Source organism: Pseudomonas sp. B7(2017) (assembly GCF_002112745.1).
Taxonomy (GTDB): Bacteria; Pseudomonadota; Gammaproteobacteria; order Pseudomonadales; family Pseudomonadaceae; genus Aquipseudomonas; species Aquipseudomonas ekonensis.
Window position 1 is genome coordinate 604,301 of sequence record NZ_NEIP01000002.1, and the last position, 17,454, is coordinate 621,754.

General features: G+C 65.5%; 12 protein-coding genes. 9 read left to right on the plus strand and 3 right to left on the minus strand.

All coding sequences use genetic code 11. From position 1 onward, the window contains the following. Window positions 1-183: 183 nt before the first annotated feature. Window positions 184-4,956 (plus strand): NEL-type E3 ubiquitin ligase domain-containing protein, encoded by a 4,773-nt coding sequence (locus tag CAG29_RS06305; protein WP_085693988.1) that lies wholly within the window; start codon window positions 184-186, stop codon window positions 4,954-4,956. Window positions 4,957-4,974: 18 nt separating this feature from the next. Here CAG29_RS06305 and mnmC read toward each other — a convergent pair whose 3' ends face one another. Next, window positions 4,975-6,954, minus strand: coding sequence for a bifunctional tRNA (5-methylaminomethyl-2-thiouridine)(34)-methyltransferase MnmD/FAD-dependent 5-carboxymethylaminomethyl-2-thiouridine(34) oxidoreductase MnmC (gene mnmC, locus CAG29_RS06310; protein ID WP_085578069.1), 1,980 nt, complete (start codon window positions 6,952-6,954; stop codon window positions 4,975-4,977). 172 nt (window positions 6,955-7,126) lie between these two features. On the opposite strand from mnmC, the gene pap reads away from it, so the two are divergent. Both pap and CAG29_RS06320 read left to right on the plus strand, forming a co-directional pair. Continuing rightward, the gene (gene pap / locus CAG29_RS06315; RefSeq protein WP_085629743.1) at window positions 7,127-8,641 is read left to right on the plus strand and encodes a polyphosphate:AMP phosphotransferase; all 1,515 of its coding nucleotides are present in this window, start codon (window positions 7,127-7,129) and stop codon (window positions 8,639-8,641) included. A 103-nt stretch (window positions 8,642-8,744) separates the two neighbouring features. Continuing rightward, entirely contained in the window at window positions 8,745-9,929 is a 1,185-nt protein-coding gene (locus tag CAG29_RS06320) for a thiolase family protein (protein WP_085629745.1), read from the plus strand. A 61-nt stretch (window positions 9,930-9,990) separates the two neighbouring features. Here the strand turns inward: CAG29_RS06320 and CAG29_RS06325 are convergent, their stop codons facing one another. After that, complete coding sequence (locus CAG29_RS06325; protein WP_085629747.1) at window positions 9,991-10,185, minus strand: DUF6316 family protein; 195 nt, start codon at window positions 10,183-10,185, stop codon at window positions 9,991-9,993. Between the two features lie 208 nt (window positions 10,186-10,393). Here CAG29_RS06325 and CAG29_RS06330 point away from each other — a divergent pair, with 208 nt between their 5' ends. Further along, window positions 10,394-11,353, plus strand: coding sequence for a DMT family transporter (locus tag CAG29_RS06330; protein WP_085693990.1), 960 nt, complete (start codon window positions 10,394-10,396; stop codon window positions 11,351-11,353). 186 nt (window positions 11,354-11,539) lie between these two features. On the opposite strand, the gene CAG29_RS06335 is transcribed toward CAG29_RS06330, so the two are convergent. Further along, window positions 11,540-12,934 carry a class II fumarate hydratase gene (locus CAG29_RS06335; protein ID WP_085578064.1) on the minus strand — a complete coding sequence of 465 codons (1,395 nt, stop codon included), beginning with the start codon at window positions 12,932-12,934 and terminating at the stop codon, window positions 11,540-11,542. 193 nt (window positions 12,935-13,127) lie between these two features. On the opposite strand from CAG29_RS06335, the gene CAG29_RS06340 reads away from it, so the two are divergent. The 5 genes from CAG29_RS06340 (at window position 13,128) to CAG29_RS06360 (ending at window position 17,454) form a co-directional block, all read left to right on the plus strand. After that, window positions 13,128-13,649, plus strand: a complete 522-nt coding sequence (locus tag CAG29_RS06340) for a DUF2059 domain-containing protein (RefSeq protein ID WP_085578063.1) — start codon at window positions 13,128-13,130, stop codon at window positions 13,647-13,649. Window positions 13,650-13,661: 12 nt separating this feature from the next. Next, window positions 13,662-13,961, plus strand: coding sequence for a BolA family transcriptional regulator (locus tag CAG29_RS06345; protein ID WP_085578062.1), 300 nt, complete (start codon window positions 13,662-13,664; stop codon window positions 13,959-13,961). Window positions 13,962-14,063: 102 nt separating this feature from the next. Beyond that, window positions 14,064-15,005, plus strand: a complete 942-nt coding sequence (locus CAG29_RS06350; protein ID WP_085629751.1) for a rhodanese-related sulfurtransferase — start codon at window positions 14,064-14,066, stop codon at window positions 15,003-15,005. A gap of 36 nt (window positions 15,006-15,041) precedes the next feature. Beyond that, window positions 15,042-15,644 carry a DsbA family protein gene (locus CAG29_RS06355; protein WP_170930268.1) on the plus strand — a complete coding sequence of 201 codons (603 nt, stop codon included), beginning with the start codon at window positions 15,042-15,044 and terminating at the stop codon, window positions 15,642-15,644. Further along, window positions 15,637-17,454, plus strand: a complete 1,818-nt coding sequence (locus tag CAG29_RS06360) for an ABC transporter ATP-binding protein (protein WP_085578059.1) — start codon at window positions 15,637-15,639, stop codon at window positions 17,452-17,454. The genes CAG29_RS06355 and CAG29_RS06360 overlap by 8 nt, the downstream gene beginning before the upstream one ends.

Here is a 17,454-nt window from a genome sequence, read left to right on the forward strand (position 1 = left end):
AAAGCGTCGTCGTCGGCCAGAACCCATAACAGCTTCGCCACGATTCTGTGCGGTACAGGGTTATGCAAAACATGGGAATTCTTGCTGATCCGCAACGGCAAACGCGCAGGATTTCGCGTTATCAATCGCTCGGCGGGATCGATAAGTTAAAGGCCTGAACCCCGCAATTAAGGACGATTGCCGATGCCGAGCCCGGATACTCCCCTGACACCTGTCACGCTCACGAACGAACAGGTGCTCGCCATCCTGCTGGACGCCACCGGGGACCTGGACACCGCCGAGGTGCTGCAGGAACGAATCCCTTCATGGCTGCTCAAGGCCTCCGCTGCAAGGATCGCCGCATTGATGCAGGCTGCCTCGGAGCTTCGGGCCAGTCAGCTAAAGGTCGAAGTCGGACTGAGCCACCTGCGGCCGTTGGAGGCCTTTTGCGCCTCCGCCTTGACCCACGCGTTGCGCCTGCGCTGGCCGGTGACGTTCGAGGTCGAGCACGATGGCCTGGTGCTCAAGGGCGACCACCAGGGCACGCGCACCTTGCTGGACGCGGCCATGCAGAACTTCACCGTGGAAGAGGCGGGCTCCGACGGCTTGCCCAAGGGCAGCGAGATCCAGCTCAAGAACCACCCGCAAGGCGTTGCCGGATTGACGCCGTCGGCCTTTGCCGGCCTGTGCCGCGACCTGAATCTGGGGCAGCGCTATCAGGAGCACTTCGCGCAGATGTTCGGCCTGCAGGAGCGGGCCGGGCGAACGGAGGTGACGAGCGCCCTGGGCCCGGACATCGTCCGCTTGAAAAAGCGCTTGCTGGCGTTCGACATGCATCTGGCCTCTATGAAAGGGGACATCACCCAGGAGGGGCATCAGATGCTGCAGCGGCTGATCGATGCCGAGGGTGCCGGCGACGCGAAGGCACTGCATTACGCGGGGCGTCCCTTGCTTATGCAGGGCCTCGGGGGGCAGGACATCTGCTTCTGGGGTGTGGTGGTGTTTTCGCGACGCCCGGTGGAGGAACATCCGGATGAGTGGTGTCTTGTCTACATGCCCGGCGAACCCTACCGTCCGCTGTTCGAATACCCCGCCTTCAGCACGTTCAAGCTATACCTGACGCTGAAGCTGGGTCTGCGCAGCTATGCGGCGCCTTTCGCCCGCTATCTGGATGAAGACAGCAAGGCGGACTTTTTCCAGACCTTCGCCCGCACACGGCAGCTGGGGACGCTCCAGGCCCGGCCGATTGCACGGTCGTTGTTCGATTTCATGCTGCACAGCCACGTCGGCAAGCTTCAGATCGATGCGCGGGTACTTGCGGTGCCCACCGCCGACGTGGACGCCGAGGCATCGCGTGAACGCTGGCTCGGCTATTTGGACACCGGCGTGACCATCGCCGGGCTGGCAGGGTTTTTCTTGCCGGTGGTGGGCGAGCTGATGATGGGCGTGGCGGTCGGCCAACTGTTGGCGGAAGTCTACGAGGGCATCGAAGACTGGGGCAGCGGCGACCGCCACGATGCCCTGGCGCACATGCTCGGGGTGGCGGAAAACGTTGCCCTCATGGCCGCGACGGCAGGCGTGGCCAAATCGTTGGGGGGCGTGGTGAGTCGCTCGCTTGCACGGCACCCGGAATTCTTCGGGCGTTTCGCTGCGGTGTTCGATCGGGCGGGCAGATCGCGATTGTGGATGCAGTCGTTGCAGGGGTATGAGCAGCCTGCGGCAACGGAGGCGCCGACGCAGGTCGATTATTCAGGGTTGTATCAGGCCCGCGACCGGACGTTCCTGCAGATCGAGGACAAGCACTATGCCGTGACGCTCGATCCCGATTCGAAGACCTGGCGGATCCTGCATCCGACGCGCAAGACGGCCTTTGCGCCTGAGCCCCTGCCCAATGGCGAAGGGGGCTGGCTGCGTCCCGGTGAGCAGGTCGAGCGATGGCGTGATTCTGCCTATGTGCTCAAGCGCATGAACCCGCGTCTGTCCGGTATCGATGACAGGCAGTTGGGGATGATCTGCAGGCTGACCGATACACCGCTCGACGAACTGCATCGGTTGGCGCAGGACAGTACGCCCCTGCCGCTGCGTCTGCAGGACATGGCCAAGCGCTTCGAGCTCGACGGCAAGTTGCGCCGTTTCATCGCCGACATGGAGCAAGGCAATGCGGGCGCCCCGCTGCATGCCCAGGAGCAGTTGCAAGCGTTGCCCATGCTCAAGGGTTGGCCCCATGGGCGCTACATCGAAGTGCTGGATGACGAGGCGAACGTCATGGCGACATACCCGCCCACTGCGGTGAGCGACCCTGACCTTTGCGTCCACGTGACCCAGACTCAATTGGCCGCCGGGCAATTGCTGCAGACGGTTGTCGGGGGGCTCTACCCCGAAGAGGCGCAAACGCTGATCGGCGCCCCCGCCATCGGCGCAGGGCAGGACACGCAACTGGCGAAGCGACTGGGCGCCGAGCTCAAGGCCGGGCGGCGGCCGCTGTTCGAGCAGCTTTACCGGCTCTACGACTCAGGCGGGGCTAGCGATGTGAAAAAGGCCTGTGAAGCGTTTCCTGGCCTGCCTGAGCGCTGTGCCCGGCAGCTCATCGATCTGGCCCCCAGCGTCGAGCGCCAGCACTTGCAGGCTACCGGACGGCTGCCGATGGGATTGGCGCATAGGATGCGCCAGATCCGCGACGCGGTGCGGATGGACAGGGCGCTGGCGGGATTCCACCTGCCCGAACTGGCCGATGACGATACGCAGAGGCTGGGCATTCGGTTGTTGGCGCATCTGGACGGCTGGCAGGCGGACTGGCGGCTGGAACTGCGCGAACGGACGTTCCACGGCCCGTTGCTGGAAGGCATCGGCCATCCGGTTGCCGCGCTTGCCGAGACCTGCACGATCGTCAAATCGTCGGCCGGTTATGAGGTGTTCAAGGGGAACCAGTCCCTGGGCCGGGTGCTGCCTGGGCCTGAAAGCCTGTATGCCGCTGTACTGAAAGGCATGCCGGCGTCGTGGCGCTCCGCGACAGGGTTTGCCGAACAGCGGCCGGGTGATGCCGCACGCCTGCGTGCTCGACTGTTGGAGACCGCACTGGATGGCCGATTCGATGCCGAACGGGCGCTGATCAACGATCTGCCGTTGCCGGTGCGCAAGGGGGTGGCGTGCGTGCAGGGCGACAGTCCCGTCGGTTCGCCGAAACACGCCGATGCCCTGCGACGCAAGGTCAAGCGGCTCTATCCGTTGTTTTCCGATGCGCAGGCCAACGCGCTTCTCGACGGACTGGGCCCGGATCGCCTGACCCGCGCCCGGGCGGTCAGGCAATTGGAACAGGCGCTGAAAGACCTGACCACCCGCCTTGAACGCTGGAGCGAGGACGGTGAGGCGCTGCAAGCCATGGGCGGCGAACTGCGTGAGGCCCGCCAGAGCCGGCGACAGGCGGCTCGGCTGATCATTGAGGCCTGGCGGCGCAAGACCAGGATGGCCGACGGGCATTGCAGCCTCAGGCTCGACGACATGCGCATCGGAAAACTGCCGCACCTGCCCGCGAATGCTTCGTTCGATCATGTGAGGCACGTGTCCTTGAAGAACATGCAACTGACGGATGACGGGGTCTATTTTCTCAAGGCTTTCCAGAACGCCGAGTCCCTTGACCTGGACGGCAACCAGCTGACCCGGCTGCCGGAGGTGATTTCGCACATGCCTGCGCTCACGCGCCTGAGCCTTTCGGACAATCGCGTGCAACTGACCGAGCAGACACTGGCGAAACTGTCCGGGCTGCGCTCGTTGCACTCGCTGAACCTGAGCGGCAACGCGCTGGGGGCGACCCCGGATGTCGGCAAGATGTTCGATCTGCGCTTCCTGTCCCTGCGAAACACCCGGGCGACCGAGCTGCCCAAAGGCGTGTCCCGTTTGCCGAACCTCGACCGGGTCGATCTGCGCGACAACGATATCCGGCAACTGCCGAACTGGTTGTTCCAGGCGCCGAGGCGCATGAGCGAGACGGTCAACCTGCGGCACAATCCGCTGCAAGATCCCAGCCGCGGTTTGTTGTTGGCATACCGGGACCGTGTCGGGGTAGGGATGGGGTTCTTCGAAGACGACATCACCCGTCTCAGCGAGCGACAGGCCAAGGAACTGTGGTTCACGGACCAGGCCGGGCAGATGTTCGAGCAACGAAACAGGGTCTGGACGGCCTTCAAGGAAGATTCACGGGCCGGCGGTCTGTTTCATCTGCTCTCGGAGTTGGGGAACACCGCTGACTCCGAATTCGTTCATCAGGACATGGCGCGCCGGGTCTGGCGTGTGCTGCAGGCTGCCGAGGGCGATGCGGTGCTTTGCGAACAGGTTCTGGACCTGGCGGCCAACCCGATCCGCTGCACGGACTCGGCCGCGCTGAACTTCAGTCATCTGGAAGTGGCCGTGGAGGTGCATCAGATCCTCCACCGTCAGACGAATGCCGAGGCGAGCGCCGCGGACCTGCTGAGGCTGGGACAGAGGCTGTTTCGTCTGGAGCAGGTGGATCAGATCGTCCAAGCCCACATCGACAGCCATCCGAGGGTCGATGCGCTGGAGGTTGGCCTAGCTTATCGCACGGGCCTGGCCGAGGCCCTGGATCTGCCCGGCCAGCCCAGGCACATGCGTTTCGAGTTCTTGAGCGGCGTCACCGATGATGACCTCAAGGGCGCGTTGCTCAAGGTCAGGAATGCCGAGCTGTCGACACGGTTTCCCGAGTATCTGGTGCAGCAGCCGTTCTGGTGCGACCTCATGAGGCAGCATCATCCCCGTCAGTTCAGCTCGACGGAAGCAATCTACCCACCCAGGCTGCAAGCCCTGTTCGAGAAGGCCGATACCCTGACGGATTCTGACTATCTCGAACAGGTCAATGCGATTTCGCTTGAAAGGCAAACCGCCGAAACGAACCTGATGAAGCGTTTGACCGACGACGTCATCAAGCGCATCGAACTGGGCGTATGCGCCTTGTCCGATTTCTGAACGGTTGCGGATCCGGTCTCATTTGCCGCGGATCAGCCGGCGCAGGGCGAAGCGGTTGGGATGGCAGGCTTGGGCAACGGCTTTGGGCAAGGGCAGCGGCTCGTCGTCCAGCCATGCCGCCAGCAGCTCGCCGCACAGCGGTGCGGTGATCAGGCCGCGCGAACCGTGCCCGCTGTTGATGTACAGGCCATCGAGCCACGGACAGGGCACCTGCGGCACTTGCCGGGCATCCCTGGCCAGTGCGGCAAAGGCGTGGGCGAAGGCTTCGCGGTCGGCGAGGGGGCCGACGATGGGCAAGTAGTCGGGGCTGGTGCAGCGAAAGGCCGCGCGGCCCTGCAGATGGCTCACGTCCTGCCCGGGGATGTTCAGGCGTGCCGTCAGGTCGGCGGAGATCTCGTCGAGCATCGCCAGGTTGCCCAGGTGTTCTGCGGCGGTCGGCGTCAGGTCGTCGCTGTTGAAATCGAAGCTGGCGCCCAGCGTGTGTTCGCCCAAGCGGGCAGGGGCGACATAGCCTTCGGCGCACACCACGGTCTTCAGCGCCTGGCTCTGTGGCGTTTGCGCCAGGCGAGTGATCTGCCCGCGAATGCGCTTGAGCGGCAGTTCGGCGCTTTGCGCAAAGCGTCGGACATCGGCGGCGCCGGCGAGCACGACAACCGGCGCGCTGGCGATCAAGCGATCACCGTCGAAGGCCTGCCACTGGCCATCGACCTTGCGCAGCTCCAGCACTTCGTGATGGCGCAGCAGTTCGATGTTCGGTTGCGCGGCCTGCGCCTGGCACAGCGCCGGCGGGTGAACCCAGCCGCCCTCAGGGTAGAACAGGCCGCCGTGGGCCAGGCCGATCCCGGCACGGTCTTGCGCCTCGGGTTGGTCGAGCCATTGCAGCAGGTCCGGCGGGAACGCGGCGGCCAGTTGCGCGTGACGCTCGGCTTCCTTGTCGTTGAACGCCAGTTGCAGCACGCCGCAGCCGTCCCAGTCGGTGCCGCGCTGCAGGCTTTCCAGCAGACGGCGGGTGTAGCCGAAGCCGCTGACGATCAACTGCGACAAGGCCGTGCCGTGGGCCGACAGTTTCAGGTACAGCACGCCTTGGGGGTTGCCCGAGGCTTCCTGCGCCACTGCACCGTGGCGCTCCAGCAGGCTGACCTGCCAGCCCCGGGCCGCGAGGCTGGCGGCGCTGGCGCAACCGGCCAGCCCGGCGCCGATCACCAGCGCTCGGCGCTCACCGGTCAACGGTGCCGGGCGGGCGAACCAGGGCTTGTCCGGCGCGGGGGCGGGCACTTGCGCCGGCCAGCCGAGGAATTCGCCGCGCAGGATCTCCCACTTGTGGCCGATGCCCGGTGTGCGCTTCATCTTGAAGCCCGCCGCATTGAGCAGGCGCCGCACCCAGCCGGTGCTGGTGAAGGTGCTGAGGGTCGCGCCGGGCGCCGCCAGCCGGGCCAGTTCGGCGAACAGTTCGGCGGTCCACATGTCCGGGTTCTTCGCCGGCGCGAAACCGTCGAGAAACCAGGCGTCGATCCGGGCGTCCAACTGCGGCAGTTGCTCCAGCGCATCGCCGATCAGCAGGGTGAGGGTGACCCGGCCGTTGTCCAGCACGATGCGCTGGAACCCTTGATGGATCGCTACATAGCGCTTGAGCAATTGATCGGCGAACGTGGTCAGTTCCGGCCACAGCGAAAGCGCTCGCTCAAGGTCCGCAGGGCTCAGCGGGTACTTTTCGACGCTGACGAAATGCAGCCGTGCACCGGCCGGGGCAGACTGTTCGAACAGTTGCCAGGCACAGAGGAAGTTCAGCCCGGTGCCGAAGCCTGTCTCGCCGATCACAAACCTGCCGTTTGCCGGCAAAGCGGCGAAGCGCTCGGCCAGGCGGTTCTGTTCGAGGAACACGTAGCGGGTCTCTTCCAGCCCGGACTGGTCGGAAAAGTACACATCGTCAAAGGCCCGCGAACGCGGGCGTCCCAGGTCGTCCCAGTCGAGCTGGGCGTGGGGCAGTTCAGGTTTCATGGCAGGCTCGGCAACGGCAAGGCCGCCATTCTAGCCGATTGCGCAGGGGCGGCTTGATCCATGGCAAACCTTGCGGCCTCAGGTTCACGGACAATCCGCCGCCCGCCGGAATTTCTGTGCCGCGCCGGTGCCTGATCCGCTAGTCTTGCTGAACCCTGGAAGGAGCCGCCCCATGTTCGAATCCGCTGAAATCGGTCACGCCATCGACAAAGACACCTACGAAGCCGCGGTGCCGGCCCTGCGCGAAGCGCTGCTCGAAGCCCAGTTCGAACTGCAGCAGCAACGGCGTTTTCCGGTGATCGTCCTGATCAACGGGATCGAGGGGGCCGGCAAGGGCGAAACGGTCAAGTTGCTCAACGAATGGATGGATCCGCGCCTGATCGAGGTGCGCACCTTCGATCAGCAGACCGACGAAGAACTGGCCCGGCCGCCGGCCTGGCGCTACTGGCGGATGCTGCCGGCCAAGGGACGGATGGGTATCTTCTTCGGCAACTGGTACAGCCAGATGCTGCAGGGGCGGGTGCACGGGCTGTTCAAGGATCCGCGGCTGGATCAGGCGATCAACGCCGCCGAGCGCCTGGAAAAGATGCTCTGCGACGAAGGCGCGTTGATCTTCAAGTTCTGGTTCCACCTGTCCAAGAAGCAGATGAAGGCGCGGCTCAAGGCCCTGGCCGACGACCCGCTGCACAGTTGGCGGATCAGCCCGCTGGACTGGCAGCAGTCGCAGACCTACGACAAGTTCGTCAAATACGGTGAACGGGTGCTGCGCCGCACCAGCCGCGACTACGCGCCCTGGCATGTGATCGAGGGGATGGACGCCCATTACCGCAGCCTGGCGGTGGGCAAGATCCTGCTGGAGGGGCTGCAGAACGCGCTCAAGCGCCAGGACGTGCACGCGCAAGAGGTCAACGCCGCGCCGCTGGGCACGCCGGTCGATCAGATGAACCTGCTCGACAGCCTCGACCTGACCCAGTCCCTGGACAAGAAAGACTACGAAGAGCAACTGATCACCGAACAGGCCAGGCTGTCCGGGCTGATGCGCGACAAGCGCATGCGCCGCCATGCGTTGGTGGCGGTGTTCGAAGGCAACGACGCGGCCGGCAAGGGCGGGGCGATCCGCCGGGTGGCGGCGGCGCTCGATCCGCGTCAGTACAGCATCGTGCCGATTGCCGCACCGACCGAAGAGGAACGTGCGCAACCGTACCTGTGGCGCTTCTGGCGGCACATTCCGGCGCGGGGCAAGTTCACCGTGTTCGACCGCTCCTGGTACGGCCGGGTGCTGGTGGAACGGGTCGAAGGCTTCTGCAGCAAGGCCGACTGGCTGCGGGCCTACGGCGAGATCAATGACTTCGAGGAGCAGGTCGCCGACGCCGGGGTGATCGTGGTCAAGTTCTGGCTGGCCATCGACAAGGACACCCAGATGGAACGCTTCCAGGCCCGGGAAGAGATCCCCTTCAAGCGCTTCAAGATCACCGAGGACGACTGGCGCAACCGCGACAAGTGGGATGCCTACCGCGCGGCGGTGGGCGACATGGTCGACCGCACCAGCACCGAGGTCTCGCCGTGGACGCTGGTCGAGGCCAACGACAAGCGCTGGGCCCGGGTCAAGGTGCTGCGCACGATCAACCGGGCGCTGGAGGAGGCCTTCGAAAAGTCCGACCGCCGGGAGAAAAAGCACAAGAGCTGAACCGATGGACACGCATACGCCGGGTGAATGATCGTCGCGGCAGGTCCAGGGGTGGACTTATGCTCGGAGCCACTCCCAACCGACTACTGCAATGAGGTGTGCGATGCGTGAAGTGGTGATCGTCGACAGCGTCCGGACCGGCCTGGCCAAATCCTTTCGCGGCAAGTTCAACATGACCCGTCCCGATGACATGGCGGCCCATTGCGTCAATGCCTTGCTCACCCGCAACGACATCGACCCGGCCAGCGTCGAGGACTGCATCGTCGGCGCCGGCTCCAACGAAGGCGCCCAGGGCTACAACATCGGCCGCAACGTGGCGGTGCTGTCGCACCTGGGCACCGGCACCGCCGGCATGACCCTCAACCGCTTCTGCTCGTCGGGCCTGCAGGCGATCGCGATCGCGGCCAACCAGATCGCGTCCGGCTGCAGCGACATCATCGTGGCCGGCGGCGTCGAGTCGATCAGCCTGACCCTCAAGAGCGTCAACACCGACCACCTGATCAACCCGCTGCTCAAGCAACGGGTGCCGGGCATCTACCACACCATGGGCCAGACCGCCGAAACGGTGGCGCGGCGCTATGGCGTCACCCGCGAAGCGCAGGACCGCTATGCGCTGCAAAGCCAGCTGCGCACTGCCCAGGCCCAGGCGGCGGGGCTGTTCGACGACGAAATCGTGCCGATGGCGGTGAAGTACCGGGTCGAGGACAAGACCACCGGCGCCGAACAGATCCTCGACGCCATCGTCGACCGCGACGACTGCAACCGCCCCGACACCACCTACGAAAGCCTGGCCGGGCTCAAGCCGGTGTTCGCCGAAGACGGTTCGGTGACCGCCGGCAACTCGTCGCAATTGTCCGACGGCGCGTCGATGACCCTGGTGATGAGTCTTGAGAAAGCGCTGCAGCTGGGGCTCAAGCCCAAGGCGTTTTTCCGCGGTTTCACCGTGGCCGGCTGCGAGCCGGACGAAATGGGCATCGGCCCGGTGTTCTCGGTGCCGAAACTGCTCAAGGCCAAGGGCCTGCAAGTGGCGGACATCGATCTGTGGGAGCTCAACGAGGCGTTCGCCTCACAGTGCCTGTACAGCCGCGACCGGCTGGAGATCGACAACGAACGGTACAACGTCAACGGCGGTTCGATCTCCATCGGCCACCCGTTCGGCATGACAGGATCGCGGCAGGTCGGGCATCTGGTGCGCGAACTGCAGCGGCGCAACCTGCGTTACGGGATCGTCACCATGTGCGTGGGGGGCGGAATGGGCGCGACGGGGTTGTTCGAGGCGGTGCGTTGAGCCCTGAGACAGCAAGGTCGCCTGATTGACCGCCATCGCGAGCAGGGAACAGGTTCTTGCTCTATCTGCCAGCATCCAGCAGTTGCATCCGCGCAATGTAGGCGCGGATCTCCTGCTCGGCTTTCTCCAGGCTGTCGAACGGCCCTTCGAGGGTGTTCTCCCGCGTGCTGAAGAACAGTTCGCCGTTGACCCGGCACAGCCGGTCGCTGCGAAAGTGCATGGCGGGTGCCGGATCCTGGGCGCGCATGCCGTACATGGTGGGTCTCCTGGAGGGGCGCTGGAAGGATCCAATGAGCTTATGCCTGAAGCACTTGGCGCGCCTGCCGAGCCGATCAACGGGCGTACGTCAACATTCCGCTGCGACCCGCACCGTTCCGTTTGCGGCCTGACCCCAACTGTCCCTGTGTCGCGCCGGCCGCCGCGCCTAGAATGAGCGCACTCGTCAGTCGTTTTCCGGGGGACTCATGCACATTTCATCGGGCCGTTGGGTGTACGGCATGTTCCTGGCCTTGCTGACGGCGTTCCTGTGGGGAATCCTGCCGATCAAGCTCAAGCAGGTGCTGGTGGCGATGGATCCGGTCACGGTGACCTGGTTCCGCCTGCTGGTCTCCGGCGGTTGCCTGTTCGTCTATCTGGCGGCCACCCGGCGCCTGCCCAGCCGCAAGGCGCTCGGGCCCAAGGGTGGCTGGCTGGTGCTGATGGCGGTGCTCGGGCTGGTGGGCAACTATGTGCTGTACCTGATGGGCCTGAACCTGCTCAGTCCCGGCACGGCGCAGTTGGTGGTGCAGATGGGGCCGATCATGCTCTTGATCGCCAGCCTGTTCGTGTTCAAGGAGCGCTTCAGCATCGGCCAGGGCATCGGCCTGGCGGTGCTGCTGATCGGCTTCGCGCTGTTTTTCAACCAGCGCCTGGCGGAGCTGCTGACGTCGTTGTCCGACTACACCGCCGGCGTCCTGCTGGTGCTGCTGGCCTCGACCGTGTGGACGTTCTACGCGCTGGGCCAGAAGCAGTTGCTGACCGTGTGGAATTCGCTGCAGGTGATGATGGTGATCTACCTGTTCTGCGCCTTGCTGCTCACGCCCTGGGTGCATCCGCAGGAGGCGCTCGGCCTCAGCCCGTTGCAGGGCTGGCTGCTGCTGGCGTGCTGCATGAACACCCTGATCGCCTACGGCGCGTTCGCCGAGGCGCTGGCGCATTGGGAGGCGTCGCGGGTCAGCGCGACGTTGGCGATCACGCCGCTGGTGACGTTCGGGGCGGTGGCGGTGGCGGCCTGGTGCTGGCCTGACTACGTGCACGCCGAGCAGATCAACCTGCTGGCGTACGGCGGGGCGGTGCTGGTGGTGCTGGGTTCGGCGCTGGTGGCCCTGGGGCCTTCGCTGATCGCCGGGCTCAAGGCGCGGCGGGCCAAGGTCGTGCCGGGCTGAGCGGGGCCCTCGCTGACGCCATCGCGGGCAAACCGAGCTCCCACAATCTAGGCGGCGCTCTGCCGACCCCATCGCCAGCAGGCTGGCTCCCACAGGGTTCTGCGGTGAACACAGGGGCTGCATTCACCCGAGCCTTTTGTGGGAGCCAGCCTGCTGGCGATGGCGCCCGCGAAGGCGCCGCAAGGATCAGCCCTTGGCCCCGGCCTCCAGCATGTTCTCCGGCCGCACCCAGGCGTCGAACTGCTCATCGGTCAGGTAACCCAGCTGCAACGCCGCCTCCCGCAGGGTCAGCCCTTCGCTGTAGGCCTTCTTGGCGATTTCCGCCGATTTGTCGTAGCCGATGTGCGGGTTCAGCGCCGTCACCAGCATCAGGCCGCGTTCCAGGTGTTCCGCCATTTTCTCCGCATCCGGCTCCAGCCCGGCGATGCAGTGCTGCTGGAAGTTGCTGCAGCCGTCCCCCAGCAGACGGATCGATTGCAGCAGGTTGTGGATGATCACCGGCTTGAACACGTTCAGTTGCAGGTGGCCTTGGCTGGCGGCGAAACCGATCGCCACATCGTTGCCCAGCACCTGGCAGGCCAGCATCGACAGCGCTTCGCATTGGGTCGGGTTGACCTTGCCGGGCATGATCGAGCTGCCCGGCTCGTTGGCCGGCAGCTTCACTTCGGCGAAGCCTGCGCGGGGACCTGAGCCGAGCAGGCGCAGGTCGTTGGCGATCTTCATCAGGGCCACGGCGAGGGTCTTCAGGGCGCCGGACAAGGTGGTCAGCGGCTCGTGGCCGGCGAGGGCGGCGAACTTGTTCGGCGCGGTGACGAACGGCAGCCCGGACAGCGCCGCCAGTTCAGCCGCGATGGCTTCGGCGAAGCCGTGGGGCGAGTTCAGGCCGGTGCCGACGGCCGTGCCGCCCTGGGCCAGTTCGCACACCGCCGGCAGGGCGGCGCGGATCGCCCGCTCGGCGTAGTCCAGTTGGGCGATGAAGCCGGAGACCTCCTGGCCGAAGGTGATCGGCGTGGCGTCCATCATGTGGGTGCGGCCGGTCTTGACCAGCTTCAGGTGCCGCGCCGACAGCTCCGCGAGGCCGCCGGACAGCTCGGCGATGGCCGGCAGCAACTGGCTCTGCACCGCCTGGGCCGTGGCGATGTGCATGGCGGTGGGGAAGCAGTCGTTGGAACTCTGGGAGCGGTTGACGTGATCGTTCGGGTGCACCGGCAGCTTGCCGCCGCGCGGGTTGCCGGCCAGTTCGTTGGCGCGCCCGGCGATCACTTCGTTGACGTTCATGTTGCTCTGGGTGCCGCTGCCGGTCTGCCAGACCACCAGCGGGAACTGGTCGTCGTGCTGGCCGTCGAGCACTTCGTCGGCGGCCTGTTCGATCAGGCGGGCGATGTCGGCGGGCAGGTCGCCGTTGCGGTCGTTGACCCGGGCGGCGGCCTTCTTGATCAACGCCAGGGCGTGCAGCACCGGCAACGGCATGCGCTCCTGGCCGATGGCGAAGTTGATCAGCGAGCGTTGCGTCTGAGCGCCCCAGTAAGCGTCGTCCGGGACCTCGATCTGGCCCAGGCTGTCGGTTTCGATACGGCTCATCGTGCACACTCCTGTCGGTCTGATTTGCGCTGTTTAGGCCGGCTTCGGCCAGGGTGGTTCCATCGAACCGATTGTTGACCGCTCACGCCCGCCAGGCAAGCGCGGCAAGGCCCGGGGGTTGAGCCCCGATGTTAATCAGGCGCAGAATGGTCGCCCTTGGGGTTTTACCTCGCCTGCTAGAAAAGGAAACTCGATGACTCGTCTTCGTGCCATCTGCACCGCGGTTGCCCTGGTCTGCGCCAGCGGCCAGGTGCTTGCCGATACCGCCAGCCACAACGCCAGTGCCGAAGCTTTCCTGACCCTGGCGCACGCCGACAAGCTGGGCACTCCGGTGTACATGCAGGTTCAGCAGATGTTCGCCCAACGCTTTGAACAGACCAAGGCGCCCGAATCCAAGAAAGCCGTGCTGGAGACCTACCAGGCCAAGGCCAACGCCGCCCTGGACCAGGCCATCGGCTGGAACAAGCTGAAGCCGGACATGGTCAAGCTCTACACCAGCAACTTCAGCGAATCGGAGCTCAAGGACCTGGTGGCGTTCTACCAGTCGCCGCTGGGCAAGAAAGTCCTGGAGAAAATGCCGCAGCTGACCCAGCAATCGGCCCAGATGACCCAGGCCAAGCTGGAAAGCGCCGTGCCGGTGGTCAACAAGCTGCTGGACGACATGACCAACGAGCTGGCCCCGAAAGGCGCGGCACCGGCCAAGAAAAAGCCGTAAGCGGAGTCCGTGATGACCATGCAACAACGCATCGAATCGACGCTGGCCCTGCTTCAGCCTGAACACCTGCAGGTGCTGGACGAAAGCCACATGCACAGCCGCGGCCTGCAGACCCACTTCAAGGCCGTGGTGGTCAGCGCCCAGTTCGAGGGCCTGAACCGGGTCAAGCGCCACCAGAAGGTCTACGGCACGCTCGGCGAGCTGATGGGCGAGTTCCATGCGTTGGCGCTGCACACCTACACCCCGCAGGAATGGGCGCAGGTCGGGGCCGCCCCGGCGTCGCCGACCTGCGCTGGCGGCAGCAAGCATTGACCCTTGGTTTTTTGCTAGAATCCGCAACGCGCCGCTGACCCGGCGCGTTTTTTTTCGCATCCGGTTCACCCTTTGCGAGGGTAGCCACCTGGAGAGACACCCATGACACAACCGATTGTCGTGGCGGCACTGTATAAGTTCGTCACCCTCGAAAATTACGTCGACCTGCGCGAGCCGCTGCTCAAGGCCATGCTCGACAACGGCATCAAAGGCACCCTGCTGATCGCCGAGGAAGGCATCAACGGCACCGTGTCCGGCACCCGCGAAGGCATCGACGGGCTGCTGGCCTGGCTGCGCGACGACCCGCGCATGGTCGACATCGACCACAAAGAATCGTACTGCGACGAGCAGCCGTTCTACCGCACCAAGGTCAAGCTCAAGAAAGAGATCGTGACCCTGGGCGTCCCGGGCGTCGACCCGAACAAGAAGGTCGGCACCTACGTCGAACCGCAGGACTGGAACGCGCTGATCAGCGATCCCGAGGTGCTGCTGATCGATACGCGCAACGACTACGAAGTGTCGATCGGCACCTTCGAAGGCGCCATCGATCCGAAGACCACGACCTTTCGCGAGTTCCCGGACTACATCAAGGCGCATTTCGACCCGGCCGTGCACAAGAAGGTCGCGATGTTCTGCACCGGCGGCATCCGCTGCGAGAAGGCCTCCAGCTACATGCTGGGCGAAGGCTTCGAAGAGGTCTACCACCTCAAGGGCGGGATCCTGAAGTACCTCGAAGAAGTGCCGCAGGAAGAGACCAAGTGGCAGGGCGACTGCTTCGTGTTCGACAACCGCGTCACCGTGCGCCATGACCTGAGCGAAGGCGACTACGACCAATGTCACGCCTGCCGCAACCCGGTGAGCGTCGAGGATCGCGCCTCCGAACACTACGTGGCCGGGATCAGTTGCCCGCACTGCTGGGACACCCTCAGCGAGAAGACCCGCCGCAGCGCCATCGACCGGCAAAAGCAGATCGAACTGGCCAAGGCGCGCAACATGCCGCACCCGATCGGCTACAACTATAAGCAAGCATCCACCGAGGCCTGAACCATGTCTGCGCGCCTGCTCTATGTGATGGATCCGATGTGTTCCTGGTGCTGGGGGTTCGCTCCGGTGGCCAAGGCCCTGGTCGAGCAGGCGCAGGCGGCGGGGGTGGAACTGCACCTGGTGGTCGGCGGATTGCGCACCGGCAGCGGTGCGGCACTGGAGCCGACCACCCGGCGCTACATCCTTGAGCACTGGCACGCGGTCGCCGAGGCCACGGGCCAGCCGTTCCGGTTCGAAGGCGCGTTGCCCGACGGTTTCGTCTACGACACCGAGCCTGCCTGCCGCGCCATCGTCACCGCACGCAGCCTGGCGCCGGACTGCGCCTGGAAACTGCTGGGCCTGATCCAGCACGCGTTCTACGCCGAAGGCCGCGACGTCACCCACGCCAGCGTACTGGTGGAGCTGGCGGAGCGGGCCGGCGTGCCGCGCATCGAGTTCGCCGAAGCGTTCGACCGCGCCGAGCAGCACGCGGCCACCGCCGCCGATTTCAGTTGGGTGCAGGACTTGGGCATCGCCGGGTTCCCGACCCTGCTGGCCGAGCGCAACGGCCAGTTGGCGCTGCTGACCAACGGCTATCAGCCGTTGGGCGAGCTCTCGCCGTTGCTCGGCCGATGGCTGGAGCGCGCCGCCTGTGTCTGACCCGGCCGATGACACGCCAGCCGTCAAGCGTGTCGACCGGCTGAGCTGGGCTGAAGTCCGGCGACTGGCGCTGCATCACAAGAAATCCCTGTGGATCGCCAACGGCGTGGCCGTGCTGGCGACGCTGTGCAGCGTGCCGATCCCGCTGCTGTTGCCGCTGTTGGTGGACGAAGTCCTGCTGGGCCACGGCGACGCCGCGCTCAAAGTCATGAACCACGTGCTGCCGTCGATGTGGCAGCAGGCGGCCGGCTACATCGGCCTCATGCTGCTGGTGACCTTGACCCTGCGCTGCAGCGCCCTGTGCTTCGGCGTGCTGCAGGCGCGGTTGTTCGCCCGGCTGGCCAAGGACATCGTCTACCGCATCCGGATCCGGCTGATCGAGCGCCTCAAGCGCATCTCCCTCGGCGAATACGAAAGCCTGGGCAGCGGCACGGTGACCACGCACCTGGTCACCGACCTGGACACCCTCGACAAATTCGTTGGCGAAACCCTCAGCCGTTTCCTGGTGGCGATGCTGACCCTGGTGGGCACCGCGAGCATTCTGGTGTGGATGCACTGGAAGCTCGCGCTGCTGATCCTGCTGTTCAACCCGCTGGTGATCTACGCCACGGTGCAGTTGGGCAAACGGGTCAAGCACCTGAAGAAACTGGAGAACGACAGCACGTCGCGCTTCACCCAGGCGCTGAGCGAAACCCTCGACGCGATCCAGGAAGTGCGCGCCGGCAACCGCCAGGGCTTCTTCCTCGGTCGCCTCGGCCTGCGCGCCCAGGAGGTGCGTAACTACGCGGTCAACTCGCAGTGGAAGACCGACGCCTCCAACCGGGCCAGCGGCCTGCTGTTCCAGTTCGGCATCGACATCTTCCGCGCGGCGGCGATGCTCACGGTGCTGTTCTCGGACCTGTCCATCGGCCAGATGCTCGCGGTGTTCAGCTACCTGTGGTTCATGATCGGCCCGGTCGAGCAGTTGCTGAACCTGCAATATGCCTACTACGCGGCGGGCGGCGCGCTGTCGCGGATCAACGAACTGCTGGCCCGCGCCGACGAGCCGCAGTACCCCGGCGGCATCGATCCGTTCAAGGGCCGCGAGACGGTCGGCATCCAGGTGCAGGGCCTGAGCTTCGGCTACGGCGACGAGCTGGTGCTGGACCGGATGGATCTGTCCATCGCCCCCGGCGAGAAGGTGGCCATCGTCGGCGCCAGCGGCGGCGGCAAGAGCACCCTGGTGCAACTGCTGCTGGGGCTGTACACGCCGCTGGCCGGCACCATCCGCTTCGGCGGCTGCACCCAGCAGGACATCGGCCTGGAGACGGTACGGGAAAACGTGGCGGTGGTGCTGCAGCATCCGGCGCTGTTCAACGACACGGTGCGGGCCAACCTGACCATGGGCCGCACCCGCAGCGACGAGGCCTGCTGGCAGGCGTTGCAGATCGCTCAGCTCGAACCCGCCATCCGTGCGCTGCCCGATGGCCTGGACAGCATCGTCGGCCGCTCCGGCGTACGCCTGTCCGGCGGGCAGCGCCAGCGCCTGGCGATCGCGCGGATGATCCTGGCCGAGCCGAAAGTGGTGATCCTCGACGAAGCCACCTCGGCCCTCGACGCCGCCACCGAGTACAACCTGCACCAGGCCCTGGCGCAGTTCCTCGACGGCCGTACCACCCTGATCATCGCCCATCGCCTGTCGGCGGTGAAACAGGCCGACCGGGTGCTGGTGTTCGACGGCGGGCAGGTGGCCGAAGACGGCGACCACCAGCAACTGATCGCCGACGGCGGGCTGTACGCCAAGCTCTACGGGCACCTGCAGCGGCTGTAG

What these genes read in the sequence shown, in the direction of transcription:
- pap (WP_085629743.1), top strand. Translation starts at nt 7,127, where the DNA reads ATGTTCGAATCCGCTGAAATCGGTCACGCCATCGACAAAGACACCTAC.
- CAG29_RS06340 (WP_085578063.1), top strand. Translation starts at nt 13,128, where the DNA reads ATGACTCGTCTTCGTGCCATCTGCACCGCGGTTGCCCTGGTCTGCGCC.
- CAG29_RS06355 (WP_170930268.1), top strand. Translation starts at nt 15,042, where the DNA reads ATGTGTTCCTGGTGCTGGGGGTTCGCTCCGGTGGCCAAGGCCCTGGTC.
- CAG29_RS06330 (WP_085693990.1), top strand. Translation starts at nt 10,394, where the DNA reads ATGCACATTTCATCGGGCCGTTGGGTGTACGGCATGTTCCTGGCCTTG.
- CAG29_RS06305 (WP_085693988.1), top strand. Translation starts at nt 184, where the DNA reads ATGCCGAGCCCGGATACTCCCCTGACACCTGTCACGCTCACGAACGAA.
- CAG29_RS06320 (WP_085629745.1), top strand. Translation starts at nt 8,745, where the DNA reads ATGCGTGAAGTGGTGATCGTCGACAGCGTCCGGACCGGCCTGGCCAAA.
- CAG29_RS06350 (WP_085629751.1), top strand. Translation starts at nt 14,064, where the DNA reads ATGACACAACCGATTGTCGTGGCGGCACTGTATAAGTTCGTCACCCTC.
- CAG29_RS06325 (WP_085629747.1), bottom strand. Translation starts at nt 10,185, where the DNA reads ATGTACGGCATGCGCGCCCAGGATCCGGCACCCGCCATGCACTTTCGC.
- CAG29_RS06335 (WP_085578064.1), bottom strand. Translation starts at nt 12,934, where the DNA reads ATGAGCCGTATCGAAACCGACAGCCTGGGCCAGATCGAGGTCCCGGAC.
- CAG29_RS06345 (WP_085578062.1), top strand. Translation starts at nt 13,662, where the DNA reads ATGACCATGCAACAACGCATCGAATCGACGCTGGCCCTGCTTCAGCCT.
- mnmC (WP_085578069.1), bottom strand. Translation starts at nt 6,954, where the DNA reads ATGAAACCTGAACTGCCCCACGCCCAGCTCGACTGGGACGACCTGGGA.